This window comes from Lentzea sp. CC55 (assembly GCF_021056325.1).
Taxonomy (GTDB): domain Bacteria; phylum Actinomycetota; class Actinomycetes; order Mycobacteriales; family Pseudonocardiaceae; genus Lentzea; species Lentzea jiangxiensis.
On record NZ_JAJCXE010000019.1, the window covers coordinates 69736 to 94170 of the forward strand.

The following is a 24435-nucleotide window of genomic DNA, read 5'->3' on the forward strand; positions in this document are numbered from 1 at the left end:
CGGCGTGGACCCGAGGTCCTTCAGCCCGTCCCGGCTGTCAGGCTCCTCTGATCAGGTCTGCGGCGCGTTCCCCGATCATGAGCACCGTGACCATCGGGTTCACGGTGGGCATGGTGGGGAAGACGGACGCGTCGACGACCCGCAGGCCCTCCAGGCCGATGACCTTGAGGTCACCGTCCACAACGGACCCGATCGCGCACGTCCCGGCCGGGTGGTACACGGTGTGGGCCGCGCGCCGGGCGTACTCGGACAGCTCCTCGTCGCTCGTGACGTCCGCACCGGGCGCGATCTCCCGCGCGAGCCACGACTTCAGCGGCTCCCGCGCGGCGATCTCGCGGGCGATCTTGAAGCCGTCGACCAGCGTCTGCTCGTCGTAGCCGTCGGGGTGGGTGAAGTACCCGAAGTCGAGAGCGGGCTTCTCGTCGGGGTCGCTGGACTTCAGCCACAGCTTGCCCTTGCTGTGCGGCCGCGGGACGTTCGGCGTCATGCAGACCCCGTGCTCCACCTCCGGGTAGCCGAGGCGTTCGGTGTTGGTGGTGAACGGGATCTGGTAGAAGTGGAACATCAGGTCCGGCCGCGGGTCGGAGGGGTCACGCCGCAGGAACAGGCCCGCGTCGGAGTCCATCACCGAGTTCTCCGGCAACGGCTTCGTGGTCTCCCAGACGATGACGGACTCCGGGTGGTCGAGCAGGTTCTCGCCGACACCGGGCAGGTCGTGCTTCGGCTCGATGCCGATGGCGCTGAGGTGCTCCGCGTCGCCGACGCCCGAGAGCATCATCAGCCTCGGGGTGTCGATGGCGCCCGCGCAGAGCAGGACCTCCCTGTTCGCCTCGATGTAGCCCCGGTCGGTGTGCACGCCGATCGCGCGCGTGCCGTCGAACTCGATCTTGCCCGCCCAGGTGTTCAGCAGCAGCGTCAGGTTGCCGCGGCTGTCGAGGATCTCGTGCAGGTACGCGGTGGACGCCGACGACCGCCGGTTGTTCTCCTCCGGGTGGTAGGCGACCGAGAAGAAGCCGACGCCGTCCTCGAAGGGCTTCGCGTTGAAGTCGTCGATCTCCGGGACGCCGGTGGCCTGCCGCGCCGCGGCGACGAAGTCCTCGGCAACGGGGTTCCGGTCCTTCTCGGCGACCGGGATGATGTTGAGCTGGACCTTGTCGTAGTACGGGCCGATCGCGTCCCACGTCCAGCCGTGGCCCCACTCGTCGAAGTCCTGGGGTAACGGGGTGAAGCAGATCAGCGTGTTGTGGCTGGAACACCCGCCGAGCACCTTCGCGCGGCTGTGCCGGATGTGGGAGTTGCCGCGCGGCTGCTCGACCGTCGGGTAGTCGTAGTCGTACTCGGTCCCGAGCAGGTTGATCCAGTTGCGCAGGTCGAGGATCTTCTCGTCGCCGACGTCGGAGGGCCCGCCCTCGATGACGGCGACCGTGACGTCCGGGTCCTCGGTGAGCCTCGCCGCGAGCACGCAGCCCGCCGTGCCGCCGCCCACGATCACGTAGTCGTAAGCGGTCACTTCGAGTCCCTTCGCGCGAACCAGTTCTGGGCCTGCGGCTTGAGGTTCTGGTACACGTGCTTGGGCTCGGTGTACTCGTGCAGACCGGCGATGCCGAGCTCGCGGCCGACACCGGAGCGCTTGAAGCCGCCCCACTCGGCCTGCGGCAGGTACGGGCCGAACTCGTTGATCCAGACCGTGCCGTGGCGGAGCTTCTTCGCGACGCGCTGCGCCTTGTCGAGGTCCTGGCTCCAGACGCCGCCCGCGAGGCCGTACTCGGTGTCGTTGCCGAGACCGATCGCCTCCTGCTCGGTCTCGAACCGTTCGGCGGTGATGATCGGGCCGAACGTCTCGTCCCGGACGAGCTTCATGTCGCTCGTGCAGTCCGCGTAGACCGTGGGGCGGAAGAAGAACCCGTTCTGCAGCTCGGGTTCGCCGGGCCGCTTGCCACCGGCCTTGAGGGTCGCGCCCTCCTGCCTCGCGACCTCGACGTAGCTCTCGACCTTCGCGCGGTGCTCCTCGGAGACCAGCGGGCCGGACTCGGTGTCGGGGTCGACGCCGTTGCCCAGCTTGACGAGGTCGGCTCGACGCGCGACCTCGTCCACGAAGTCGTCGTAGACGCTGCTGTGCACGAGGAGCCTCGTGCCCGACGAACAGACCTGGCCCGCGTGGAAGAACGCCGCCGTGAGCGCGTAGTCGACGGCGGTGTCGAGGTCGGCGTCCGCGAAGACGATGTTCGGGTTCTTGCCGCCGAGCTCGAGCGCGACCTTCTTCACGGTCTTCGCGGCCGAGGCCATGATCCGCCTGCCGGTCGCGAGGCTGCCGGTGAACGAGACCAGGTCGACGTCGGGGTGCTCGCTCAGCGGCGCCCCGACCTCCGGCCCGGTGCCGAGGACGAGGTTCGCGACCCCGTCGGGCACCCCGGCCTCGGCCAGCAGCTCGAACAGCTTGATCGTCGTGAGCGGCGTGATCTCGCTGGGCTTGGCCACCAGCGTGTTGCCCGCGAGCAGGGCCGGCGCGATCTTCCACGAGATCTGCAGCAGCGGGTAGTTCCAGGGCGCGATCAGGCCGCAGACGCCGACGGGTTCGTAGTCGACGCGGCTGAGGACGTCGTCGGGGGCGCCCTGCACGATCTTCGGGTGCAGCAGCCCGGCGAGGTTGCCGTAGTAGCGGAACACGGAGACGACGTCGTCCACGTCGATGCGGCTTTCGACCAGCGTCTTGCCGGTGTCGAGCGTCTCGGTGAGGGCGATGTCCTCCTTGTCGCGCTCCAGCAGGTCCGCCACGTGGTTCAGCACCGCCGCGCGGTGCTCGGGGCTCGAGTGGGCCCAGTCGCCGTGGTCGAAGGCGTTCCTGGCCTTCGCGATCGCCTGGATCGCCTGGTCGCGGGTGTGGTCCTCGACCTCGGTGAGAACACTGCGGTCGAAGGGGTTGATGATCTGCCGCACCGGCGACACGGGGCCTCCCTGTTCGTCCGTCCGCGAAGGACATGGGGGTGTTGCCGATCGCCGGTGGCGGTAAACCGTGACGACCGTCTCCTACTTCAGGTTCCTGCGCAGCCTCGTGAAGAGGCGCGCGTTGCTCATCGCCACGATGCCGACGACGTCCTCCGGGTTGCCGGCGTCCCGATACGTCGCGACGAACTTCCTGTCCTGCACGGACCCGTCTTCGACGCGGACGTCCCGCGTCGCTCGCCCGATGAACTGGATGCGCACCCCGTACTGGTCGGACCAGACGTAGCCACCATTGGTGTGCGTGGCCACCGTCTCGCCCGCGAGCAGGTTGCGGGTGGCCACCTGGGCCTGTTCGGTCGCGGACGTCCAGTGCTCGGCGCGGTGTCCCGCGCAGTTCGCGACGTCGCCGACCGCGACGACGTTCCTGACGTTCGTCACGCCACCCGCGTCGCACAGCACGCCGTTGCCGAGGGCGACCGGTCCGCCGGCGAGCCAGTCCGTGGCCGGGCGCGTGCCGATGCCCGCGACGACGACGTCGGCGTCGACTCGACGCCCGTCGGCGAGGTTGATCCCACCGTCGACGTTGACCGAATCAACGTTGACTCCCGTGATCAACGTTGATCCGTGGTCGCCGTGCAGCTGTCCACACGCGGCACCCATCTCGGCGCCGAGCACCCGCGTGAGCGGCGCGGGCAACGCCTCGACGACGGTGACGTCCTTGCCGAGCGCCCGTGCGCTGGAGGCGATCTCGGCGCCGATGAACCCGGCGCCGATGACACCGATGTGCTGCGCGCCGCCGAACGCGTCGCGCAGCCTGATGGCGTCGTCGAGGGTGCGCAGGACGTGCGTGTTGGGGACGGTCCGCGGCAGGCCGCCGGTCGCGATGACGATGCCGTCGGCGGAGACCGTCGAGTCGTCGCTGAGCGCGATCTCCCGCGTCGACAGCAACCCGGTCGCCCGCACGCCCAGGCGCCACTCGGCGTCGAGCGCGTCGAGGTCCTCCTGGTCGGCGAGCGGCACCGCCTCCACCTTGCCGAGGAGGAAGTCCTTCGAGAGGGGAGGCCGGTCATAGGGGAGATGGACCTCGTCGCCGATGACGACGATCCGTCCGTCGAACCCCTGCTGGCGCAGCGCCTGCGCCGACCTCAGGCCGGCCAGTGATGCGCCGATGATCGCGATTGTCCTCACGCCACGTCCTCGTTCACCTCGACTCCGACATAGACCTCTCCATCTATAACCGAGACGGGGTAGGTCTTCACCGGTCTTTTGGCGGGTGGACACGTCGGCTCGCCCGTGCGGAGGTCGAAGCTCGCGGCGTGCAGCGGGCACTCGACGAAGCACCCCTCCAGCCACCCCTCGCTGAGCGAGGCGTCCTGGTGGGTGCAGGTGTCGTCGATGGCGTACAGGTCGCCGCCCGCGTTGAAGACGGCGATCGGCACGGGTGGGCCGACGACGCGAACCGCCTCCCCGGGGGGCAGGTCCACGAGAGCGCAGACGCGGATCATCGTCGGCCTCCGTTGCGTGACACGGCACACGTTCCGAATGACGCAACACAATGTGGGCCTCGGACGACCCGCCGTCAAGAGTCCACCAGGTTGTTTTACCTGTCGATTACTGTTGCGCGATGAGCAACTCCGCCTCGGCAGCTCAGGTGCAGTCCGTGGACAGGGCCATCAGCGTGCTCGAACTCCTCGCCCGGGGCGAGGCGGGCATCACCGAGATCGCCGGTGAGCTGGGCGTGCACAAGTCGACGGTGTCCAGACTCGTCTCCGTGCTGGAGGCGCGCGGCCTGGTGGAGCAGCTCGGCGAAAGGGGCAAGTACGCCATCGGGTTCGGGGTCGTGCGCCTCGCCGGCGCCGCCACCGGCCGCATGGACCTGACCAAGCTCGGCCAGCCCGTCTGCCAGAGCCTCGCGGACTCGTTCGGCGAGACCGTCAACATCGCCGTGCACGACGGCGGCGTCGCCATCAACATCACCCAGGCCCGCGGCTCCGCGGCCGTGTCCGCCGTGAACTGGATCGGCCAGCGCACGCCCCTGCACGCCACGTCGTCCGGCAAGGTGCTGCTCGCGCACCTCCCCGAGGACGAACGCCGCCGCCTGGTCTCGCTGCCGCTCGACGCCTACACCGAGAACACCGTCGTGGACGGCTCGGAGCTGCTCGCGGAGCTGGAGGAGGTCGCGGCGAAGGGGTACGCGTCCTGCTTCGAGGAACTGGAGCTGGGGCTGCACGCCGTGGCCGTCCCGGTGCGCGGGCACCGGGGCGAGGTGGTCGCCGCGATGAGCGCGTCCGGGCCCTCGTACCGGTTGTCGCGGCAGCGCGTGGACGAGATCGTGCCGGCGATGTCCACGGCGGCGGCGGACCTCTCGGCGCAGCTCGGCTACTTCGCGGGCTGAGCCCGCCAGGGGACCGCCCACGCCGGTCCGGGGCTCGCGGGGGTGTCCGGCGAGTCCCCGGTGCGCGAACGGCGGTATTGACAGCGGATCCGCCGAGCCGCAGGTTTGTTGCTGATAGCGGAACGAGTTCTGCGATTCGCAACTGCGGCGAAGGGATGTCCTGATGCCTGGTGCAGTTCCGCGCGTGGTGCTGGTGGGGGCGGGGATCGTCGGGTGCGCGCTGGCCGACGAGCTCACCGAACGGGGCTTCACCGACGTCACGGTCCTCGACCAGGCGACCGGGCCCGCGGCCGGCGGGTCCAGCAGCCACGCCCCGGGCCTGGTCTTCCAGACCAACCCGTGCCGCAGCATGACGCAGTTCGCCCGCTACACCGTCGAGAAGTACACCGCGCTCGGTTGCTTCGACCGGATCGGCGGTCTGGAGATCGCCACCTCCGGGGACAGGCTCGCCGACCTGTCCCGCCGCCACGGCTGGGCCACGTCGTGGGGGGTGCGGAGCCGGTTGGTCGACGCCGCCGAGGTCGCCCGGCTGCACCCGTTGCTCGACCGCGACCAGGTGCTCGGCGGGTTCCTGACCCCGGACGACGGCCTCGCGCGGCCCGTGGAGGCCGCCGGGGTCCAGGCGCGGCGCGCTGCCGGGCGCGGCGCGCGGTTCGAGTTCGGGCAGGAGGTCGTCGCGGTCGAGACCACCGGGGACCGCGTCACCGGTGTGCGCACCGAGACCGGCGTCTTCCCGGCCGACGTGGTGGTGTCGTGCGCCGGGATGTGGGGCCCGGTGCTGGGCGAGATGGTCGGGCTGACCGTCCCGCTCGTGCCGATGGCGCACCAGTACGTCTTCACCGGCGAGCTGAACGCCGACGCCGAGGCGCTGGCGAGGCAGCCGATCCTGCGGCACCAGGAAGCCGACCTGTACTTCCGCTCGCACGGCAAGGCGCTGGGCATCGGCGCGTACGGGCACCGGCCCATGCCGATCGCGGCGCGCGACATCACCGGCTCGGAGCTGCCGTTCACCGAGCAGGACTTCGACGCCTCGTGGGAGTCGGCCGTCGAGCTGATCCCGGCGCTGGCCGAAGCCGGCGTGGACCGCGGCTTCAACGGGCTGTTCTCGTTCACCAGCGACGGGATGCCCCTGCTGGGCGAGCATCCGGGGCTGCGGGGTTTCTGGGTCGCCGAAGCGGTGTGGATCACCCATTCCGCGGGCGTCGCGCGGTCGGTGGCCGAGTGGATCGTGGACGGGCAGCCGGAGCTGGACCTGCACGCGAGCGACCTCAACCGGTTCGAGCAGGTGCAGCTCGCGCCGGACTACGTGCTGGAGCGCAGCTGCCGGAACTTCGTCGAGGTTTACGACCTGCTGCACCCGTTGCAGCCCATGCAGAGCCCGCGGCCGCTGCGCACGAGCCCGTTCCACAGCCGTCAGCAGGAGCTCGGCGCGTTCTTCCTGGAGGCGTCCGGCTGGGAGCGGCCGCACTGGTACGAGGCCAACGCGTCCCTGCCCGAGGTGGCCGAGGTGCCGGACCGCAACGAGTGGGCGAGCCGGTTCTGGTCGCCGATCTGCGGCGCCGAGGCGCTGGTGACGCGCAAGCGGGTCGCCCTGTTCGACATGACGCCGTTGAAGCGGCTGGAGGTCGGTGGACCGGGGGCGCTCGAGTTCCTGCAGCGCATGACGACCAACAACGTCGACCGCAAACCGGGCGCGGTCGTCTACACGCTGCTGCTCGACGAGCAGGGCGGCGTGCGCAGCGACCTCACGATCGCCCGCCTGGGAACGAGCACGTTCCAGGTCGGCGCGAACGGCACCCTCGACCTCGACTGGCTCACCCGGCACGCGCCGGACGACGTCTTCATCAGGGACATCACGGCCGGCACGTGCTGCATCGGCCTGTGGGGCCCTCTTGCACGTGACCTCATCAACGACGTCCCGCACACCCTCGACGTGCGGAAGGGCTACTTCACCGCGCAGCAGGGGTTCGTCAAGAACGTCCCGGTGACGGCGCTGCGACTGTCCTATGTGGGCGAACTCGGCTGGGAGCTCTACACCACCGCCGACCTCGGCCCGAAGCTGTGGGACACGCTGTGGGAAGCGGGGCAGCGGCACGGCGTGATCGCGGCCGGGCGCGGGGCGTTCACCAGCCTGCGCCTGGAGAAGGGCTACCGGTCGTGGGGCGTGGACGTGACCACCGAGCACGACCCGTTCGAGGCGGGGCTCGGCTTCGCGGTGCGCCAGGACAAGGAGTTCCTCGGCAAGGGGTCGCTGCACAACCTCACCTCGACCAAGAAGCTCACCTGCCTCACGATCGACGACCCGTACGAGGTCGTGATGGGCAGCGAACCGGTGTTCCACCAGGGGGAGCCGGTCGGGTACGTCACGAGCGCCGCCTACGGGTACACGACCGGGCTCAACATCGCCTACGCCTGGCTGCCGAGCGAGATCGACGACGAGGTCGAGATCGAGTACTTCGGGCGGAAGGTCACCGCCCGGCCCGCTCGGGAGCCGCTGTTCGACGCCGGGATGAAGCGGCTCCGCGCGTGACCTGCGACGTCATCGTGATCGGGCTGGGCGGCATGGGCGGTGCCGCCGCGCACCGGCTCGCCCAGCGCGGCGAGCGGGTGCTGGGGCTGGGGCGGTTCACACCGGTGCACGCGCTCGGGTCGAGCCACGGCGGGTCGCGCATCACGCGGCAGGCCTGCTTCGAGGACCCCGCGTACGTGCCGTTGCTGCTCAGGGCCCACGAGATGGGGGACCGGACCGAGCGCGACAGCGGCGAGCGGATCTTCCACCGCGTCGGCGGCATCGTCGTCGGCGCCGCGGACTCCGGGGCGATCACCGGCAGCAGGGCCGGCGCCGAGCAATGGGACCTGGAGCACGAACTGCTCGACGCGCGCGAGATCCGCCGCCGCTTCCCGGCCCTGCACCCCGCCGCGGACGGGATCGCGCTGTACGAGAGGGGCGCGGGACTCGTCGTGCCGGAGAACGCCGTGCGGGCCCACCTGGCGCTCGCGGAACGGGCGGGCGCCGAGCTGCACTTCGAAGAGCGGGTGACGCACCGGGAGACCGGTCGCGTCACGACCACCAGGGCGACCTGCGAGGCCGGGCACGTCGTGGTGTGCCCGGGAGCGTGGGCACCGGAGTTGCTGGGGGGACCTGGGAATCCCGTTCCAGGTCGAACGCGCGGTCCAGTTCTGCTTCACGCCCCGCGAGGACCTCCGCGACCTCCACCACGGCGGGCAGCTCTGCACCCCGGAGACCGTCGACCGCACCGTGCACGCCCACGGGGTCGAGGCGATGGCGAACGCCACCAGGGCGCCGATGCCCGGTGTCGCCGGATCGTTCCAGCGCGCCGCGACCTGCCTCTGCACCAACACCCCCGACCCGCACTTCGTGATCGCGCACCACCCGGAGCACGAGCGCGTGACGGTGGCGTGCGGCTTCTCCGGGCACGGCTTCAAGTTCGCGCCCGTCGTCGGGGAGATCCTCGCCGACCTCCCGACCGACGGGGCCACGCGGCACCCGATCGCCCTTTTCGACCCTGCTCGCTTGAGAGGCGGAGCATGACCGGCAGCCTGATCTCCACCCTTGAGGGGCGCTACTACACCGATCCCGCGATCTTCGCGCGGGAGCAGGCGCACGTCTTCGAGAAGATGTGGTTCTGCGCGGTCAGGTGTGGCGACCTGCCGAACCCCGGCGACTTCCGCACGGTGCAGGTCGGACGGGAGAGCGTGATCGTCGCGCGGGACCGCTCCGGTGGCCTCAACGCGTTCCTCAACGTCTGCCGGCACCGCGGCGCGCGCATCTGTGCCGAGGGGTCCGGCAGCGTCAAAAGGGCGTTCCAGTGCCCATACCACGCCTGGACCTACGCGTTGGACGGCAAGCTGATCGCCGCACCCAATCTCACCTCTATGCCGGACGTCGATCGCACAGAGTACGGGCTCGCGAAGGTGCACCTGCGCGAGTGGCTCGGGTACGCCTGGGTGAACCTGGCCGACAGTCCTCCGAGCTTCGAGGACGACGTCCTGAGCGCCGTCACCGAACGTTTGGGGTCGCTCGAGGCCATCGACGGCTACGGGATCGACCGGTTGTCCGTGGGCCGGCGGATCACCTACGACGTCCAGGCCAACTGGAAGCTGATCATCGAGAACTTCATGGAGTGCTACCACTGCGCCACGATCCACCCCGAGCTCACCGAGGTGCTGCCGGAGTTCGCCGACGGCTACGCGGCGCAGTACTACGTGGGGCACGGCGCGGAGTTCGGCGACGGGATCAGAGGCTTCACCGTCGACGGTGGTGAGGGCTTCGAGAAGCTCACGGCCCTGGAAGAGGAACGCGACCGGAAGTACTACGCGATCACCGTCAAGCCGCAGGTGTTCATCAACCTCGTACCGGACCACGTGATCCTGCACCGCATGTACCCGCTGGCCGCGGACCGGACGGTCGTCGAGTGCGACTGGCTCTACGCCAAGGAAGTCGTCGACACCGGCCGTGACGTGTCTCGCTCGGTCGAGCTGTTCCACCGGGTGAACGAGCAGGACTTCGAAGCCTGCGAGCGATGCCAGCCGGCCATGGCTTCGCGCGCTTATGCACATGGTGGGGTGTTGGTGCCATCGGAGCACCACATCGGCGGTTTCCACGCCTGGCTGGTCGACAAACTGGAATCAGCCGACTAGGGGATCGACTGCTCACCCGTGCACGCGAAAGCTTGCACGGGTGATGGAGCAGACCGATTTCTTGCTCCCCCAAGGGGAGCCCGACCTCCTCCGCCGCATCAGGCTTCTGGCCGAGCGGGCGGAACGGACGGCGCACGACAGGTCCAACTTCGTGGGACCGCCGCCGTCGCAGGAGCACCTGAACATCCTGGCGGAGATCAAGAAGCTGACCGCCGAGATCGCCACGGCCACCGTCAGCTCGACGATGACCGCCGCGCCCGCGAAAACCAGGCGGGCCGAGGCGCTGCCCCGGCCCGCCAGACCCGCGGACGACCTGATCCCGAACAGCTAGACGTCAGCGGCGCTGGCCGCGGACCATCTTCACGAGACCCTTCATCGTCTCCTCCAAGCCGGAGCCGAACGGGTTGTCGTGCACCAGGTACGTCCACGTCGAGCTGGGGCGCTTCACCCCGGCGTCAGCGAGGTCGTAGCCGTCGTCGGTAATCTTCGCTGCCTCGTACCTCTCCCTGGTCAGCTCCCACGACTCCGGCACGATCTTGTTGAACGCCGGGATGGCCTCGCGGTGGAACTCGTCGAGCGGGTTCTGCCGGGCGAGCGCGCGCAGGTGGATGCCCTCGCGCAGGTCCGACAGGAACGTCAGGTGGTGCGTCCACAGGTCGTCGAGGAAGAACAGCGTGATCTTGCGGGCGGCGTCGGCGGCCACCTCGTCGGACACGCCCTCCTTCGCGCCGACCTTCTCGAAGGCGGCGTCCGTGCGCAGCACCACGTCGCGGTGCTGGAGCAGGATCTGGCGCTGGTGCTCGATCAGCTTGTTGTAGCGCCAGGTGTTGCGGTGGATCTCCAGGTTCACGCCCTCGGCGACGCGCTGCGCGTGCTCGAAGGTGTGCAGCAGGCCCTTGTCGTGCACGCGGCCGTCTTCGTCCACTTCGGACGGGTCCTGGGCGTCCGGCGCGTACTGGGTGATCAGCTCGTCCTGCATGGACGAGAAGAACACCGAGCCGCCGGGGTCGCCCTGACGTCCGGCGCGGCCGCGCAGCTGGTCGTCCAAGCGGGACGACGAGTGGCGTCCCGTGCCGATCACGTAGAGACCGCCGAGCTCGGCGATCCGGTCGTGGTCCTCGCCCTCGTGGCCGCCCAGCCGGATGTCCGTACCGCGACCGGCCATCTGCGTGGAGACCGTGACGCGGCTGTAGGAGCCCGCGTCGGCGATGATCGACGCTTCCTCGGCGTCGTTCTTCGCGTTGAGCACCACGCACTCGATGCCGGCCGCACGCAGCTTCGAGGAGATGCGCTCGGACTCGGCGACGTCGAGCGTGCCGACGAGGATCGGCCGCCCGGTCTCGTGGACGGTCTTGATCTCCTCGACGATCGCGTCTTCCTTCTGCTCCAGCGTCGCGTAGAGGCGGAAGTGCTCGTCCTCGCGGATGTTCTCCTTGTTCGGCGGGATCACGAGCACCTCGAGCTCGTAGAACTCCCGCAGCGTCTCGGCGACGGCGACGGCGGTACCGGTCATGCCGCAGCGCGTCGGGTAGCGCGACAGCAGTGCCTGCACCGTCATCGAGTCGAGGATCTCGCCCGACTCGGTCGTCTGCACGTTCTCCTTGGCCTCGACGGCGGCCTGCAGGCCGTCCGGCCACCGCTGCAGCTTCGCGACACGGCCACGCGTGTCGTTGATCAGGTGCACCTTGCCGTCGCGCACGATGTAGTCGACGTCGCGATGCAGCAGCACCTGAGCGTGCAGCGCCACGTTGACCTTCGACAGCGTGGACGTCACGTGTTCCTGCGAGTACAGGTCGATCTCGCCGAGCGCGCGCTCGACGGCCTCCGACCCGGCACCGGTGAGGAAGACGTTGCGCTCCTCGTCGTCGATCTCGTAGTGCAGGTTCTGCCGCAGCCGCTTCACCAGGTCGGCGATGACCGGGTCGGCCGCCTCCGCGCTGGTCGAGCCGGCGAGCACGAGCGGCACGCGCGCCTCGTCGACGAGCACCGAGTCGGCCTCGTCGATCAGCGCGACCTCCGGCTCGGGCACGATGAGGTCGTCCGGGCTCGTGACGATCCGGTCGCGCAGGACGTCGAAGCCGATCTCGCTGACCGGCGCGTACGTGACCTCGCACTGGTAGGCCTCGCGGCGCTCCTCGGCCTTCGAGCTGCCGTTGATCCAGCCGACCGTGACGCCGAGCAGCCGGTACAGCGGCCCCATCCACTCCGCGTCGCGCTGGGCCAGGTAGTCGTTGACGCTGACCACGTGCACGCGCTTGCCCTTGACGGCGAACCCGGCCGCGGCCATGGCACCCGCGAGCGTCTTGCCCTCACCGGTCGCCATCTCGACGACGAGGCCGCTGAGCATGCCCAGAGCGCCCAGCACCTGCACGTCGAACGGCCGCTGCCCGATGGCGCGCTCCGCGGCCTCCCGCGTGAGGGCGACCAGCTCGGTGTCCGTGCTCTCCTCGCGCAGCTTCTTCGCGTGCTCGGTCAGTTCCTCGTCGCTGAACGCCTTGAACGCGTCAGCGTGTTTCTCCACGTCCTCGAGCAAGGCCTGGAACGGGGCGAGGTCGACGGAGCCGGGTTTCTGCGCGAACCTGCGCATCCGCTGCTTCAAGCGCGCCATGAGAGTGGTCACGACTCAGCAACGTACGGCATCGGCTCCAGGTTCCGCAGACCTCTTGACTGTGAAGGCCCGATTTATCCGTTAGGTCGGGCCTTCACAGCCTCTGATCAGGCCCGTTCCGGCTGGTGCGTCTCCGGCAGCTTCAGCACCGACACCAGCGTGCACAAGCCCATGACCAGCAGGAACGCCGAAACGGACATCGACGTCCCGGTCGCGCCGAGCAGAGCCGTCATCACGAACGGCGTGCCGCCGCTGACCAGGATCGACGCCAGCTGGTAGGCGAGAGAGGCGCCCGAGTACCGCACGTGCGCCTCGAACAGTTCACCCAGGTAGGCGGCGATCGGCCCGTACACGAGAGAGGACGCGATGCCGCCGATGGTGTTCGCGACGAACAGCAACAGCAGCGAGGCCGTGTCCACGAGCAGGAAGTACGGGAACGCCCACACGATCAGTCCGACGGTGCCCGCGATGATCAGCGGACGACGTCCCAGGCGGTCCGACAGGTGCCCGGCGTAGAGGATCACCGGAATGCTCACCAGCGACGACAGCAGCGACACGACCAGCACGGACTCGCGGCTGAGGCCGAGCGAGGTCGTCGCGTAGGACAGCACGCCCGCGATCGACACGTAGAAGATCGCGTTGGACGCGAACATCAGCCCCGCGCCGAGCAGGATTGGCTTGCGGTGCGTGCGCAGGGCCTCCTTCAGCGGTGCGTGGACCACGGCCGGTGCCTCCGCGCGGCGCTGCTGCAGCTCCTTGAAGACCGGGCTGTCCTCGACCTTCAGCTGGATGAACAGCACCACGGGGAACAGCAGCGCCGACGCCAGGAACGGCACCCGCCAGCCCCACGACGCGAACGCCTCGGGTGAGAGAGCTGTCGTCGCGCTGATGAAGGCGACGTTGCCGAGCAGCACGCCGATCGGCACCCCGGCCTGGCCGAACGTGCCCGCGAAGCCGCGCCGGCGCGGTCCCGCCGACTCGGTCAGCAGCAGCACCACGCCACCCCACTGCCCGCCGACCGCGATGCCCTGCAGGAACCGCAGCAGGACCAGCAGCAGCGGAGCGCCGACGCCGATGGACGCCGTCGTCGGCAGCAGGCCGATGAGGAACGTCGCCGCCGCCATCATCGCGAGGCAGATGACGAGGGCCGGCTTGCGGCCCATCCTGTCGCCGACGTGCCCGAAGACCAGGCCGCCGACCGGGCGCGCGATGAAGCCCGCCCAGAACGTGCTGAAGCTCAGCAGCAACGCCACGAGCGGCGTCGCCTCGGGGAAGAACAGCTTCGGGAACACCAGTGCCGCGGCGGTCGCGTAGATGAAGAAGTCGTACCACTCGAGAGACGAACCGACGAGCCCGGCTGCCATGAGCCGGCGCAACGTCTTTTTTTCCGCAGGGGCGACGCTGACCACGGATTCTCCTCACCACGTGTCGATGAACGGGCGTTTCTTCCCTTGTGCTCGGGAAGTTGCGGGGGCCAGCGCCGTGGCGATCCAGCGGCGGGTGTCGGCCGGGTCGATCACGTCGTCGATCTCGAAGACCGAAGCGACGTTCAGGGCTTTGCCGTGCTCGTAGGCCATCGCGACCATCTGGTCGTAGCGCTGCTTGCGCTCGTCCGGGTCCTCGATCGCGTCGAGCTCCTTCTTGAAGCCGAGCTTGATGGCGCCTTCGAGCCCCATCGGGCCGAACTCGCCGGTGGGCCACGAGACGGCGAACCGGGGCACCTTGAGGCTGCCGCCCGCCATCGCCTGAGCGCCGAGGCCGTACGCCTTGCGCAGCACGACGAGTCCGAAGGGGACGGTCAGGTTCGCGCCCGTCACGACCATGCGGGTGAGGTGGCGGACGGTGGCGGTGCGCTCGGCCTCCGGGCCGACCATGAAGCCCGGCGTGTCGGTGAGCGAGACGACCGGGAGGCCGAACGCGTCGGCGAGCTGCAGGAAGCGGGCGCACTTGTCGGCGGCGTCGGCGTCGATCGCGCCGCCCAGGACGGCCGGGTCGTTGGCGACCAGGGCGATGGGCCGGCCTTCGACGCGGACCAGGGCGGTGACGATCGCCTTGCCGAAACCCCGGCGGAGTTCGAGGACCGAGCCGGTGTCGGCGAGGGTGTGGACGAGGGCGCGGATGTCGTAGGCGCGGAGGCGGTTCTCCGGGACGGCGTGGCGCAGCAAGCGCTGGTCGGCGCAGCTCCACGCCTGCCCGCCGGCCGATGCCTGCCCGCCGGCCGATGCCTGCCCGCTGGTCGGTGCTTGCTCCTGGGGACCCAGGACAGCCTGAGAACTCGGGGAGGCCTGGAAGTACGAGAGGTACTTCTTGGCGACGGCGACAGCCTCCTCCTCCGACGCCACCACGACGTCCACGACGCCGTTGGGCACCTGAACGTCCAAAGGCCCGATCTCCTCGGGCCGGAACACCCCCAGCCCGCCGCCCTCGATCATCGCCGGCCCGCCCATGCCGATGTTCGCGCCCTCGACCGCGATGATGACGTCGCACGTCCCGAGCAGCACCGCGTTGCCCGCGAAGCACCGTCCGGCCACCACCCCGACCAGCGGCACCTGCCCGCTGAGCCGGGCGAACGCGTGGAACGAGCCGCAGTCGAGACCGCTGACCGCGCTGTGGTCGGTGTCGCCGGGCCGCCCGCCACCGCCCTCGGCGAACAGCACCACCGGCAGGTTCTCCTGCTGCGCCAGCGCGAAGAGCCGGTCCTTCTTCTGATGGTTGCGCATGCCCTGCGTACCGGCGAGCACCGCGTAGTCGTAGGACATCGCCACGACCCGTGAGCCGTTCACGACACCGATACCGGCCACCATGCCGTCAGCGGGCGTGCGTTCGATCAGGTCTTCCAGCGAGCGGCGCCGGCGTTGCGCGGCGATGGCGAGCCCGCCGTACTCGACGAAGTCCGAACAGAGGTCGGCGATGTTCTCCCGCGCGGTCCGGCCACCGCGGGCGTGCCGCTTCGCCGCGGCCTCGGGACGGTCGAAGTCGTGGCGTGCCAGCACCTCGGCCAGATCCGGGCGCACGAACGACGGGTCCACCGCCTCGGCGTCCTCGGTGGACTCGGCGGAACCGGTGGCCAGCACCTGCCCCTCGGACACCGTGTCGCCCACCGACACCAGCACCTCGCCGGACACCCGGACGACGTGCTGCATCTTCATCGCTTCGAGCACCACGGAGTCCGAAGACACCGACACCACCGTGCCCGCCAGCGGCGCCCGCATGCCCGAGACGGGCTCGTCGACCACGAAGTCGGTGGTGGCGCCGACGACGTCACGGGCCAGGAGCCCCCGCAGGAACTCCAGGTTCGTCGAGACGCCCTCGATCCGGAACTCCCGCAACGCCCGCCGCGCCCGGTTCAGCGCCACGTCCAGGTCCTCGCCGTGCACCACGAGCTTCGCGAGCAGCCCGTCGTACCGCGTGCCGGCCCGGTAGCCGACGTACCCGTGCGTGTCGACGCGGACACCCGGCCCGGCGGGCAGGCCGAACGACGACAGCACGCCGCCCGAGGTCTGGTTCACCCGCACCTGCACCGCCGCGCCGCGGTCGTGCGGCGTGAAGTCGACGTCGCCGCCCCACGCGAGCAGCAGCTGGGTGCGCACGAGGTCCACTCCGGACACCATCTCGGTGACCGTGTGCTCGACCTGCAACCGCGGGTTGGCCTCCATGAAGTAGAACGCGTCCCCGGCGACGAGGAACTCCACGGTGCCGATGCCGGTGTAGCCGACCGCCTCCGCCAGCGCGACGGCCGCCGAGTGCAGGGCCTTGCGCAGCAACGGGTCCAGCAGGGGAGCGGGCGCGATCTCCACGACCTTCTGGTGCCGCAGCTGCAGCGAGCAGTCGCGGTCGCCGATCACGGTCGTGCCGACGAGCTGCACCTCGACGTGCCGGGCGGAGGTCAGCAGCCGTTCGAAGTAGACGTCGTCCACCCCGAACGCCGCCAGCGCCTCCGCCCTGCACGCCTGCACCGCGCTGTCGAGGTCCTCGGGCCGCCACACGGCCCGCATGCCCTTGCCGCCCCCGCCCGCGACGGCCTTGACCATGACCGGGAACTCGCCGGGCGCCGCGTCCAGCACCGGGATCCCCAGCGACGCGGCCAGTTCCCGTGCTCGCCGCTTGTCACCGAGCAGTTCCAGAACGTCAGCGGAGGGCCCGACGAACGCCAGCCCGCGCGCCGAACACGCCCGGGCGAACGAAGCGTTCTCGGACAGGAAACCCCAGCCGGGGTGCACCGCCTGGCACCCCTGCGCGGCGTCGAGGATCTGGTCGGCGTCCAAGTAGGGCGAGTCGCCGCGCAGGGCCACGGCCCGGTCCGCGAGGGTCACGTGCAGGGACGAGGCGTCGTCCTCCGCGTACACCGCCACGGTGCGAATTCCCAGGTCAGCTGCCGCGCGCAGCACGCGGACAGCGACCTCACCCCGGTTGGCGACGAGCAGCACGGCAATCCTCCTGAGCGACCGCTTAGTATGTGACGGCGGTCGCATGTTGCCATCTGAAGTCAACGGAAGTCCATACGGAACCGATCGTGGGGTCGAGGCGTCAACGGAACACTTCGCCGCAAACGGGCGATCCAGTTGGCAGACTCCCCGCAAACATGCGAAGGGCATTCAGGAGGCCGCAGTGGTGTTCAAGAGGATGATGCGCGCGTTCGGCGTGGGCGGGCCGACTGTCGACACGGTGCTGACGAACCCGAACGTCCGCCCCGGCGAGGTGCTGTCCGGCGAGGTGCGCATCGCGGGCGGCGACCACGCGGCCGAGATCGACCACGTCACGCTCGCGCTGCTCACCCGCGTCGAGGTCGAGAGCGGCGACAACGAGTACAACACCAACATGGAGTTCCACAAGTTCTCCGTCGGACAGCGGATCATCGCCCAGCCGCACCAGAACCTCTCGCTGCCGTTCCAGGTGCCCGTGCCGTTCGAGTGCCCGCTCAACGTCGTCGGCGGCATGCAGCTGAACGGCATGCAGCTCGGCCTGCGCACCGAGCTCGAGGTCCGCGGCGCGGTCGACCCCGGCGACCTCGACCCGATCTGGGTGCACCCGCTGCCGTCGCAGGACGCCGTGCTCCAGGCGTTCGGGCAGATGGGCTTCCGCTTCACCAAGGCGGACAACGAGCGCGGCCGCATCCACGGCGTGCCGCAGCAGCTGCCGTTCTACCAGGAGATCGAGTTCTACCCGCCGCCGCAGTTCGCCGGCCGCCTCAAGCAGGTCGAGCTGACGTTCGTGACGACGCCGACCGAGCTGCACGTGGTCCTGGAGGCGGACAAGCGCGCCGGCCTGCTCCGCTCGGGCGGCGACGCGTACGGCCGGTTCGCCGTGTCGCACCAGCAGGCCGCCGCCACGGACTGGACCGCGACGATCAACCAGTGGATGGCGCAGGTCTCCGGTAGCCGCTGGTAGTCCGATCAGGGCCGAAAGGCGCAACCCACTGCTCCTCGTGCTGCGGATCGATGCGTCCGAAGGGATGATTCGGCCGAGATCCGTTCATCAGCGGGAGGAGGCGGTCATGTCCATCGGCGGTGTCATCAGCGCGATCATCATCGGTCTGGTCCTGGGCCTGCTCGGCAAGCTGCTCGCGCCGGGCAGGCAGAACATCCCGATCTGGCTGACCATCCTGGTCGGCATCGCGGCCGCGTTCGTCGGAACGTGGATCGCGCGGCTGCTGGGCGTGGAGGACACGCGCGGCATCGACTGGATCGAGGTGGTCATCCAGCTCGTGCTCGCCGCGGTCGGTGTGTCCGTGGTGGCCGGCGTGTACGGCCGCAGATCGGTCAGGTAGCGGGGCGGACCATCCTCAGGACGAGGTCGGCGTACAGCGCGCCGATCTCGTCCGGGGTCCGCTTCCCGCCCGGCTGGTACCAGCGCGCGACGTCGATGCACAGCGACAGCACGGCCAGGGTCGCGCCCTTCACGTCCGGGACGTCGAACACGCCCGCCTCGACACCGTCCTCGAGGTAGGACCGCATCCGCTGCTCGATCTGCCGCCGCAGCTCCGCCACCTTCTCGTGGTGCTCGGGGGAGAGCGCGCTCAGCTCGTACTGCACCACGCGCGCCGTGGTGTGGAACTCCGCGTGCCACCCCGCGAACGCCGACACGGCGTTCTTCAGCCTTTCCACCACGTCGCCGCCCTCGATGCCCGCCAGCAGAGCCAGCGACGTCTCGTGGCCCACCAGCGAGATGTTGAAGAGCAGCTCTTCCTTCGAGCGGTAGTGGATGTAGACGGCCGCGGGGGACATCCCCGCGAGCGAGGCGATGTCCCGGGTGGTCGTGGCGTGGTATCCCTTTTCCGCGAACGCGCGGACGGCCGCGATGAGCATCCGGCGGGCGGCTTCCGGGGTGACCTCGCGCCAGATCTCGTCGAGCAGCGCGAACCCGTCCACTCCGGTGGTCGTCATCGGTGCTCCTCGCATGTTGACAGGTGATGGATCGTACTGCACGCTAAGCGTGCGCTTAGCGCTAAGCAACCGCTTAGTATGGAGGTAAGTCGTGCAGCGGACGCTGTTCAACGAGGATCACGCCGCGTTCCGGGAGTCGGCGAAAGCGTTCGTCGAGCGCACGATCACGCCGAACGTCGAGAAGTTCATCGAGCAGCGCGTGATCGACCGGGACGTGTGGCTGGAGGCCGGGCGTCAGGGCCTGCTGGGCCTGGAGATCCCCGAGGAATACGGCGGCAGCGGGGCGAACGACTACCGCTTCAACACCGTCTTCGCCGAGGAGCTGTGCCGGGTCAACGCCGCGGTCGCGTCGTCGCTCGGCATCCACGGCGACGTCGTGGCGCCCTACCTCGTCGACCTGTGCACCGAGGAGCAGAAGCAGCGCTGGCTGCCCGGCATGTGCACCGGCGAGATCAAGACCGGCATCGCGATGACCGAGCCGTCCGGCGGCTCCGACCTCGCCGCCCTGAAGACCAACGCCGTGCGCGACGGTGACGACTGGATCCTCAACGGCTCCAAGACGTTCATCACCAACGGCTACACCGCCGACATGATCGTCGTCGCGGCCCGCACCGACCCGTCGAAGGGCTCGCGCGGCATCTCGCTGTTCGCCGTCGAGACCGGCATGCCGGGCTTCGAGCGCGGCCGCAAGCTCGACAAGGTCGGCCAGCACCCGTCCGACACCGCGGAGCTGTTCTTCTCCGACGTGCGCCTGCCCGCCGCGAACCTGATCGGCGAAGAAGGCCAGGGCTTCATCTACATGATGGAACGCCTGCCGCAGGAGCGCATCGGCGCCGCCATCTCGAACCTGGCGCACGCGCAGGGCATCTTCGACGAGACGCTCGAGTACGTGAAGGAGCGCAAGGCCTTCGGCCAGGCGATCGGCAAGTTCCAGCACAACAAGTTCCTGCTCTCCGAGCTGCGCACCAAGCTCGACGTCACGCAGGCGTTCGTCGACACGCTGACGATGCAGCACGTCCGCGGCGAGCTGAGCCCGGTCGAGGCGGCGCAGGCGAAGTACTGGAGCGCCGACATCGAGAACGAGGTCATCGACGCCTGCGTGCAGCTGCACGGCGGCTACGGCTACATGACCGAGTACCGCGTCGCCCGCGCGTGGATGGACGCCCGCGTCACGAAGATCTGGGCGGGCTCCAACGAGATCATGAAGGAACTCATCGGCCGCGAACTGGGCCTGTAAGGGGAGAACGGCATGCCTGAAGCAGTCATCGTCTCCACCGCCCGGTCGCCGATCGGCCGTGCCCGCAAGGGATCCCTCGCGTCGATCAGGCCCGACGACCTGGCCGCGCAGGTGATCTCGGCGGCGCTGGGCGACCTCCCGGCGTCCGAGATCACCGACCTGCACCTCGGGTGCGCCGAGCCGCAGGACGAGCACGGCCAGAACATCGCGCGCCGCGTCGCCGTGCAGCTCGGGTTCGACACCCTGCCCGGCACGACCGTGAACCGGTTCTGCGCCTCCTCGGTGCAGACCGCGCGCATGGCCTTCCACGCCATCAAGGCGGGCGAGGGGCACGCGTTCATCTCCGCCGGCGTCGAGTGCGTCTCCCGGTACATGCACTCCGGCGTGCCGTCGTTCAACCCGTTGTTCGACGAGGCGCAGCAGCGGACGCTCGACACCGCCGCCTCGAACGCGCCGTGGACCGACCCGCGCCTGGACGGCCGGCTGCCCGACTACTACATCGCGATGGGCCAGACGGCCGAGAACGTCGCGACGCAGCTCGGCATCTCGCGCCACGACCAGGACGAGTTCGGCGTCCGGTCGCAGAACCTCGCGGAGAAGGCCATCGCGGACGGCTTCTTCGCCCGCGAGATCACGCCGGTCACCCTGCCCGACGGCACGGTGGTCTCCGCGGACGACGGCCCGCGCGCCGGCGTGACCTACGAGGCCGTGTCGACGCTGAAGCCGGTCTTCCGGCCCGAGGGCACGGTCACGGCGGGCAACTGCTGTCCCCTGAACGACGGTGCCGCCGCTGTCGTGGTCATGAGCGACGTGCGGGCGCGCGAGCTCGGCCTGACCCCGTTGGCGCGCATCGTGTCCACGGGCGTCTCGGGCCTCTCGCCGGAGATCATGGGTCTCGGCCCGGTCGACGCGACGAAGCAGGCCCTGGGCCACGCCGGTCTGTCCATCTCGGACATCGACCTGGTGGAGATCAACGAGGCGTTCGCCGTCCAGGTGCTCGGCAGCCAGCGGCAGCTGGGCATCGACGTCGACAGGCTGAACGTGCACGGCGGCGCCATCGCCCTCGGCCACCCGTTCGGCTCGACCGGTGCGCGGATCATGACGACGCTGATCAACGGCATGCGGGCCCGCGACGCCCAGTTCGGCCTCGAGACGATGTGCGTCGGCGGTGGCCAGGGCATGGCGATCATCCTGGAACGACTGAGCTGAAGGGCCTCTGGCGAAGATGGGCATCCTGGACAAGTTCCGCCTGGACGGACGGGTCGCGATCGTCACCGGCGCGTCCTCCGGCCTCGGCGTGGCGTTCGCGAAGGGCTTGGCGGAGGCGGGCGCGGACGTCGTGCTCGCCGCCCGCCGCGCGGACCGGCTGAAGGACACGGCGTCCCTCGTCGAGGCCGCCGGCCGCCGGGCGCTGGTCGTGCAGGCCGACGTCTCGCAGCCCGACGACTGCCGCGAGGTGGCGCGCGCCGCCGCCGAGTTCGGCACCGTCTCGGTCCTCGTGAACAACGCGGGCGTCGCCTCGGCCGTGCCCGCGTCGCGCGAGACGCCGGAGGAGTTCCTCGGCGTCATGGACGTGAACCTCAACGGCGCCTACTGGATGGCCCAGGCCGCCGCGGCGGTCATGACGTCCGGCGGCTCGATCATCAACATCTCCAGCGTGCTGGGCCTCGTGACCGGCGGCATCCCGCAGGCCGCGTACTCGGCCTCGAAGGCGGGCCTGCTCGGCCTGACGCGCGACCTGGCGCAGCAGTGGACCGGCCGCAAGGGCATCCGCGTCAACGCGATCTGCCCCGGCTTCTTCGCCTCGGAGATGACCGACCAGTACCCGCCCGGCTACCTGGAGAAGATGCAGGCGTCGCTGCCCGCGGGCCGCGTCGGCGACCCGGAGGAGCTGGCCGCGGCCGTCGTCTTCCTCGCCTCACCGGCGGGTGGCTACGTCACGGGCGAGACGCTCGTCGTCGACGGCGGCGCCGTCATCGTTTAGTCGCTGGACACGTCGGGGACGATCAGCACGTGATCACATTGGACCAGGTGCTGGTCGTCGACGTGGAGTCGACGTGCTGGGAGGCCTCGCCGCCGCCGGGTGAGATCTCGGAGATCATCGAGATCGGCATCTGCCCGGTCGAGGTGGCATCGGGCAGGCGTGGCGAGCGGCGCAGCATCCTCGTGCGGCCTTCCCGCTCGTCCGTCAGCCGCTTCTGCACCGACCTCACGACCCTGACCGCCGGCCAGGTCGCCGGCGGCAGCTCGTTCGCGGAGGCGTGCGCGTTGCTGCGCAAGGAGTACAAGTCGGACAACAGGGTCTGGGCGTCGTACGGCGACTACGACCGCAAGATGTTCGAACGCCAGTGCGCGGACTTCGGCGTCCGCTACCCGTTCGGGCCGCGGCACGTGAACGTCAAGACGCTCTTCGCCCTGAGCCGCGCGCTGCCCCGCGAGGTCGGCATGGCCGAGGCGGTGCGGCTCACCGGCCGCGAGGTCGACGGCACGCACCACCGCGGTCACGACGACGCGTTCAACATCGCCGGACTGCTGGCCGGCCTGCTCAGAAGGTGATCACGTCGGCGGTGGCCGGGTCCGCGCCGCCGCTCAGCACCGACCGCCACACCTCGGCCAGCCCCTCCGGCCCGCTGTGGTGCGCGATCGCGACCCACTCGCCGGCCTGAGCGGTGAACGCGTGCCACGCCTCCCCGAACCGCTCCGCCAGCCCCTCCGCGCCCCAGTCGGCCGTGCGCTTGCGCAGCCGGTCCGGCGCGAAGAAGAACGACGTGCGCGGGTCCCGCGAGGTGGCCTGGTGCGTCAGGCCGATCGAGATGTCCTCCACGAGGTCGGCGCCGAGGCGGTCGTGCAGCGCGGAGCGGACGTCCGGCGAGCCGCTGAAGTCCAGGTACACCGACGGTTCGACGTCCACCGGGGCGCCGTAGGGGAGCACGGTGTCGTAAAGGCCCAGGCCGGTGGTGAACTCCACGTTGCGGGGTGAGGTCAGGCCGACGAGCCGGACGCCGCGGGAGCGCAGGCACCGGGCGGTGCCGAAGGCGGTCTTGCTGGACGCCGACGAGATCACGACGGTGCGGGCGCCGTGGAAGTCGTTGTCCGCCAGTTGGTCCGCCAGCAGGAACGACGTGTAGAACAACGGGCGGTACAACACCTGCAGGTCCTCGAGCGACGCGTCGTGGGCGGGGTCGGACGACGTCACGAGGTAGCTGTTGTAGACGGCCGGCAGCTCGGCGCGGTGATCGGCCGTGTCCACGAACCCGGACGAGGTCAGCCGGGCCCGGACCACCAGGTGGCTGGACATCGGCAGGTAGCCGTAGACGCGCGTGCCGGCCGGCAGGGCGTCCAATGTGGACTCGACGACGTCGGCGAAGCCCCACAGCGGGATCACGCCCTGGCCCGGTCCGCCCGCCGGGAAGAAGTCCCAGTAACCGATGGCGTCGCCGATCACGCCGTAGGTGACGTTGTTGGCGGTGAGGCCGACCCGGCTGACGCGCAGCAGCACCTCGCAGTCCGCCAGGTCGGACGCGGAGGGCGGTTCGTCGTGCAGGACCTCGGTTCCGGCGAGGTCGCCGCGGTCGACGACGATGGTCCAGCGGCTGATCATTGCCCAGGTTCTCCTCGGTCGGGCGGTACGCTCCGGTCGTGACCGTGCCTGAAAGACTGATCGACGCCGCCACCCGCCTGTTCGCGGACAAGGGGTACGAGCGGGTCGCCGTGCAGGAGATCGTGGAACACGCCGGTGTCACCAAGGGCGCGATGTACCACTACTTCGGGTCGAAGGACGACCTGCTGCACGAGATCTACGGGCGGCTGCTGCGCCTGCAGACCGAGCACCTGGAGAAGATCGCCGCGGCGGACGGGCCGGTCACCAAGCGGCTGCGCGAGGCCGCGGTCGACGTCATCGTCACGAGCATCGACGACTTCGACGCCGCGAAGGTGTTCTTCCGCTCGATGAACCACCTCTCGGCCGAGAAGCAGCGCGAGGTGCGAGCCGAACGGCGGCGCTTCCACGAGATGTTCCGCGCGCTGGTCGAGGAGGGGCAGCGGGACGGGACGTTCCGCGCCGACGTGCCCGCCGACGTCGCCACGTACTACTTCTTCGGGTCGTTGCACCAGCTCGGCACGTGGTACCGCCCGGACGGGGACATCCCGCCCGGGCGGCTCGCCGAGCACTACGCGGACCTGCTGATCCACAGCCTCAAGGCCTGAT

The 24435-nt window shown here is 69.9% G+C and carries 20 protein-coding genes and 1 pseudogene; 12 read left to right on the top strand and 9 right to left on the bottom strand.

Features of this window, described 5'->3' with window-relative positions:
* Positions 1-37: 37 nt before the first annotated feature.
* From L6E10_RS12095 to L6E10_RS12110, 4 genes are all read right to left on the bottom strand, one after another.
* A complete protein-coding gene (locus L6E10_RS12095; RefSeq protein WP_236219599.1) occupies positions 38-1510 on the bottom strand; it encodes a GMC family oxidoreductase in 1473 nt (490 codons plus the stop codon).
* A complete protein-coding gene (locus L6E10_RS12100) occupies positions 1507-2946 on the bottom strand; it encodes an aldehyde dehydrogenase family protein (protein WP_236219600.1) in 1440 nt (479 codons plus the stop codon). The genes L6E10_RS12095 and L6E10_RS12100 overlap by 4 nt, the downstream gene beginning before the upstream one ends.
* Positions 2947-3027: 81 nt before the next feature.
* On the bottom strand, positions 3028-4131 hold the full coding sequence (locus L6E10_RS12105; protein ID WP_236219601.1) for an FAD-dependent oxidoreductase: 1104 nt from the start codon (positions 4129-4131) through the stop codon (positions 3028-3030).
* Positions 4128-4448 carry a bifunctional 3-phenylpropionate/cinnamic acid dioxygenase ferredoxin subunit gene (locus L6E10_RS12110; RefSeq protein ID WP_236219602.1) on the bottom strand — a complete coding sequence of 107 codons (321 nt, stop codon included), beginning with the start codon at positions 4446-4448 and terminating at the stop codon, positions 4128-4130. Before L6E10_RS12110 ends, L6E10_RS12105 begins: the two co-directional genes overlap by 4 nt.
* Positions 4449-4567: 119 nt before the next feature.
* On the opposite strand from L6E10_RS12110, the gene L6E10_RS12115 reads away from it, so the two are divergent.
* From L6E10_RS12115 to L6E10_RS12135, 5 genes and pseudogenes are all read left to right on the top strand, one after another.
* Positions 4568-5338 carry an IclR family transcriptional regulator gene (locus tag L6E10_RS12115; RefSeq protein WP_236219603.1) on the top strand — a complete coding sequence of 257 codons (771 nt, stop codon included), beginning with the start codon at positions 4568-4570 and terminating at the stop codon, positions 5336-5338.
* 163 nt (positions 5339-5501) lie between these two features.
* Positions 5502-7868: an FAD-dependent oxidoreductase gene (locus L6E10_RS12120; RefSeq protein WP_236219604.1), complete on the top strand. Its 2367-nt coding sequence runs from the start codon at positions 5502-5504 to the stop codon at positions 7866-7868.
* Between the two features lie 32 nt (positions 7869-7900).
* Positions 7901-8891: pseudogene (locus L6E10_RS12125) on the top strand (FAD-dependent oxidoreductase).
* Complete coding sequence (locus L6E10_RS12130; RefSeq protein ID WP_236219605.1) at positions 8888-10000, top strand: aromatic ring-hydroxylating dioxygenase subunit alpha; 1113 nt, start codon at positions 8888-8890, stop codon at positions 9998-10000. Before L6E10_RS12125 ends, L6E10_RS12130 begins: the two are co-directional and overlap by 4 nt.
* Before the next feature lie 43 nt (positions 10001-10043).
* Positions 10044-10331 (top strand): hypothetical protein, encoded by a 288-nt coding sequence (locus L6E10_RS12135; RefSeq protein ID WP_236219606.1) that lies wholly within the window; start codon positions 10044-10046, stop codon positions 10329-10331.
* Positions 10332-10334: 3 nt separating this feature from the next.
* Here the strand turns inward: L6E10_RS12135 and secA2 are convergent, their stop codons facing one another.
* From secA2 to L6E10_RS12150, 3 genes are all read right to left on the bottom strand, one after another.
* Entirely contained in the window at positions 10335-12620 is a 2286-nt protein-coding gene (gene secA2 / locus L6E10_RS12140) for an accessory Sec system translocase SecA2 (protein ID WP_236219607.1), read from the bottom strand.
* A gap of 95 nt (positions 12621-12715) precedes the next feature.
* Positions 12716-14017: an MFS transporter gene (locus tag L6E10_RS12145; RefSeq protein WP_236219608.1), complete on the bottom strand. Its 1302-nt coding sequence runs from the start codon at positions 14015-14017 to the stop codon at positions 12716-12718.
* A gap of 9 nt (positions 14018-14026) precedes the next feature.
* On the bottom strand, positions 14027-17080 hold the full coding sequence (locus L6E10_RS12150) for a carboxyl transferase domain-containing protein (RefSeq protein ID WP_240010519.1): 3054 nt from the start codon (positions 17078-17080) through the stop codon (positions 14027-14029).
* A gap of 136 nt (positions 17081-17216) precedes the next feature.
* On the opposite strand from L6E10_RS12150, the gene L6E10_RS12155 reads away from it, so the two are divergent.
* On the top strand, positions 17217-17996 hold the full coding sequence (locus L6E10_RS12155) for a sporulation protein (protein WP_236219609.1): 780 nt from the start codon (positions 17217-17219) through the stop codon (positions 17994-17996).
* A 106-nt stretch (positions 17997-18102) separates the two neighbouring features.
* Positions 18103-18375, top strand: a complete 273-nt coding sequence (locus tag L6E10_RS12160; protein WP_236219610.1) for a GlsB/YeaQ/YmgE family stress response membrane protein — start codon at positions 18103-18105, stop codon at positions 18373-18375.
* On the opposite strand, the gene L6E10_RS12165 is transcribed toward L6E10_RS12160, so the two are convergent.
* A complete protein-coding gene (locus L6E10_RS12165) occupies positions 18368-18991 on the bottom strand; it encodes a TetR/AcrR family transcriptional regulator (RefSeq protein WP_236219611.1) in 624 nt (207 codons plus the stop codon). The genes L6E10_RS12160 and L6E10_RS12165 overlap by 8 nt on opposite strands.
* A 91-nt stretch (positions 18992-19082) precedes the next feature.
* On the opposite strand from L6E10_RS12165, the gene L6E10_RS12170 reads away from it, so the two are divergent.
* Genes L6E10_RS12170 through L6E10_RS12185 form a run of 4 tightly spaced genes read left to right on the top strand, consistent with a single transcriptional unit; the run spans position 19083 to position 22784 of the window.
* On the top strand, positions 19083-20228 hold the full coding sequence (locus tag L6E10_RS12170; RefSeq protein ID WP_090104432.1) for an acyl-CoA dehydrogenase family protein: 1146 nt from the start codon (positions 19083-19085) through the stop codon (positions 20226-20228).
* A gap of 12 nt (positions 20229-20240) precedes the next feature.
* Positions 20241-21437, top strand: a complete 1197-nt coding sequence (locus L6E10_RS12175) for an acetyl-CoA C-acetyltransferase (protein WP_236219612.1) — start codon at positions 20241-20243, stop codon at positions 21435-21437.
* Positions 21438-21453: 16 nt separating this feature from the next.
* The gene (locus L6E10_RS12180) at positions 21454-22212 is read left to right on the top strand and encodes an SDR family NAD(P)-dependent oxidoreductase (protein WP_236219613.1); all 759 of its coding nucleotides are present in this window, start codon (positions 21454-21456) and stop codon (positions 22210-22212) included.
* Between the two features lie 29 nt (positions 22213-22241).
* Positions 22242-22784 (top strand): 3'-5' exonuclease, encoded by a 543-nt coding sequence (locus tag L6E10_RS12185; protein ID WP_236219614.1) that lies wholly within the window; start codon positions 22242-22244, stop codon positions 22782-22784.
* On the opposite strand, the gene L6E10_RS12190 is transcribed toward L6E10_RS12185, so the two are convergent.
* Positions 22774-23829, bottom strand: coding sequence for a DUF2855 family protein (locus tag L6E10_RS12190; RefSeq protein WP_236219615.1), 1056 nt, complete (start codon positions 23827-23829; stop codon positions 22774-22776). The genes L6E10_RS12185 and L6E10_RS12190 overlap by 11 nt on opposite strands.
* 38 nt (positions 23830-23867) lie before the next feature.
* On the opposite strand from L6E10_RS12190, the gene L6E10_RS12195 reads away from it, so the two are divergent.
* Positions 23868-24434, top strand: a complete 567-nt coding sequence (locus L6E10_RS12195; RefSeq protein ID WP_236219616.1) for a TetR/AcrR family transcriptional regulator — start codon at positions 23868-23870, stop codon at positions 24432-24434.
* Position 24435: the final 1 nt, after the last annotated feature.

Excerpts from the sequence above, each read along its gene's own strand:
- L6E10_RS12110 (WP_236219602.1), bottom strand. The coding sequence starts at position 4,448 with ATGATCCGCGTCTGCGCTCTCGTGGACCTGCCCCCCGGGGAGGCGGTT.
- L6E10_RS12115 (WP_236219603.1), top strand. The coding sequence starts at position 4,568 with ATGAGCAACTCCGCCTCGGCAGCTCAGGTGCAGTCCGTGGACAGGGCC.
- L6E10_RS12120 (WP_236219604.1), top strand. The coding sequence starts at position 5,502 with ATGCCTGGTGCAGTTCCGCGCGTGGTGCTGGTGGGGGCGGGGATCGTC.
- L6E10_RS12130 (WP_236219605.1), top strand. The coding sequence starts at position 8,888 with ATGACCGGCAGCCTGATCTCCACCCTTGAGGGGCGCTACTACACCGAT.
- L6E10_RS12135 (WP_236219606.1), top strand. The coding sequence starts at position 10,044 with ATGGAGCAGACCGATTTCTTGCTCCCCCAAGGGGAGCCCGACCTCCTC.
- L6E10_RS12150 (WP_240010519.1), bottom strand. The coding sequence starts at position 17,080 with ATGCGACCGCCGTCACATACTAAGCGGTCGCTCAGGAGGATTGCCGTG.
- L6E10_RS12160 (WP_236219610.1), top strand. The coding sequence starts at position 18,103 with ATGTCCATCGGCGGTGTCATCAGCGCGATCATCATCGGTCTGGTCCTG.
- L6E10_RS12165 (WP_236219611.1), bottom strand. The coding sequence starts at position 18,991 with ATGACGACCACCGGAGTGGACGGGTTCGCGCTGCTCGACGAGATCTGG.
- L6E10_RS12175 (WP_236219612.1), top strand. The coding sequence starts at position 20,241 with ATGCCTGAAGCAGTCATCGTCTCCACCGCCCGGTCGCCGATCGGCCGT.
- L6E10_RS12180 (WP_236219613.1), top strand. The coding sequence starts at position 21,454 with ATGGGCATCCTGGACAAGTTCCGCCTGGACGGACGGGTCGCGATCGTC.
- L6E10_RS12190 (WP_236219615.1), bottom strand. The coding sequence starts at position 23,829 with ATGATCAGCCGCTGGACCATCGTCGTCGACCGCGGCGACCTCGCCGGA.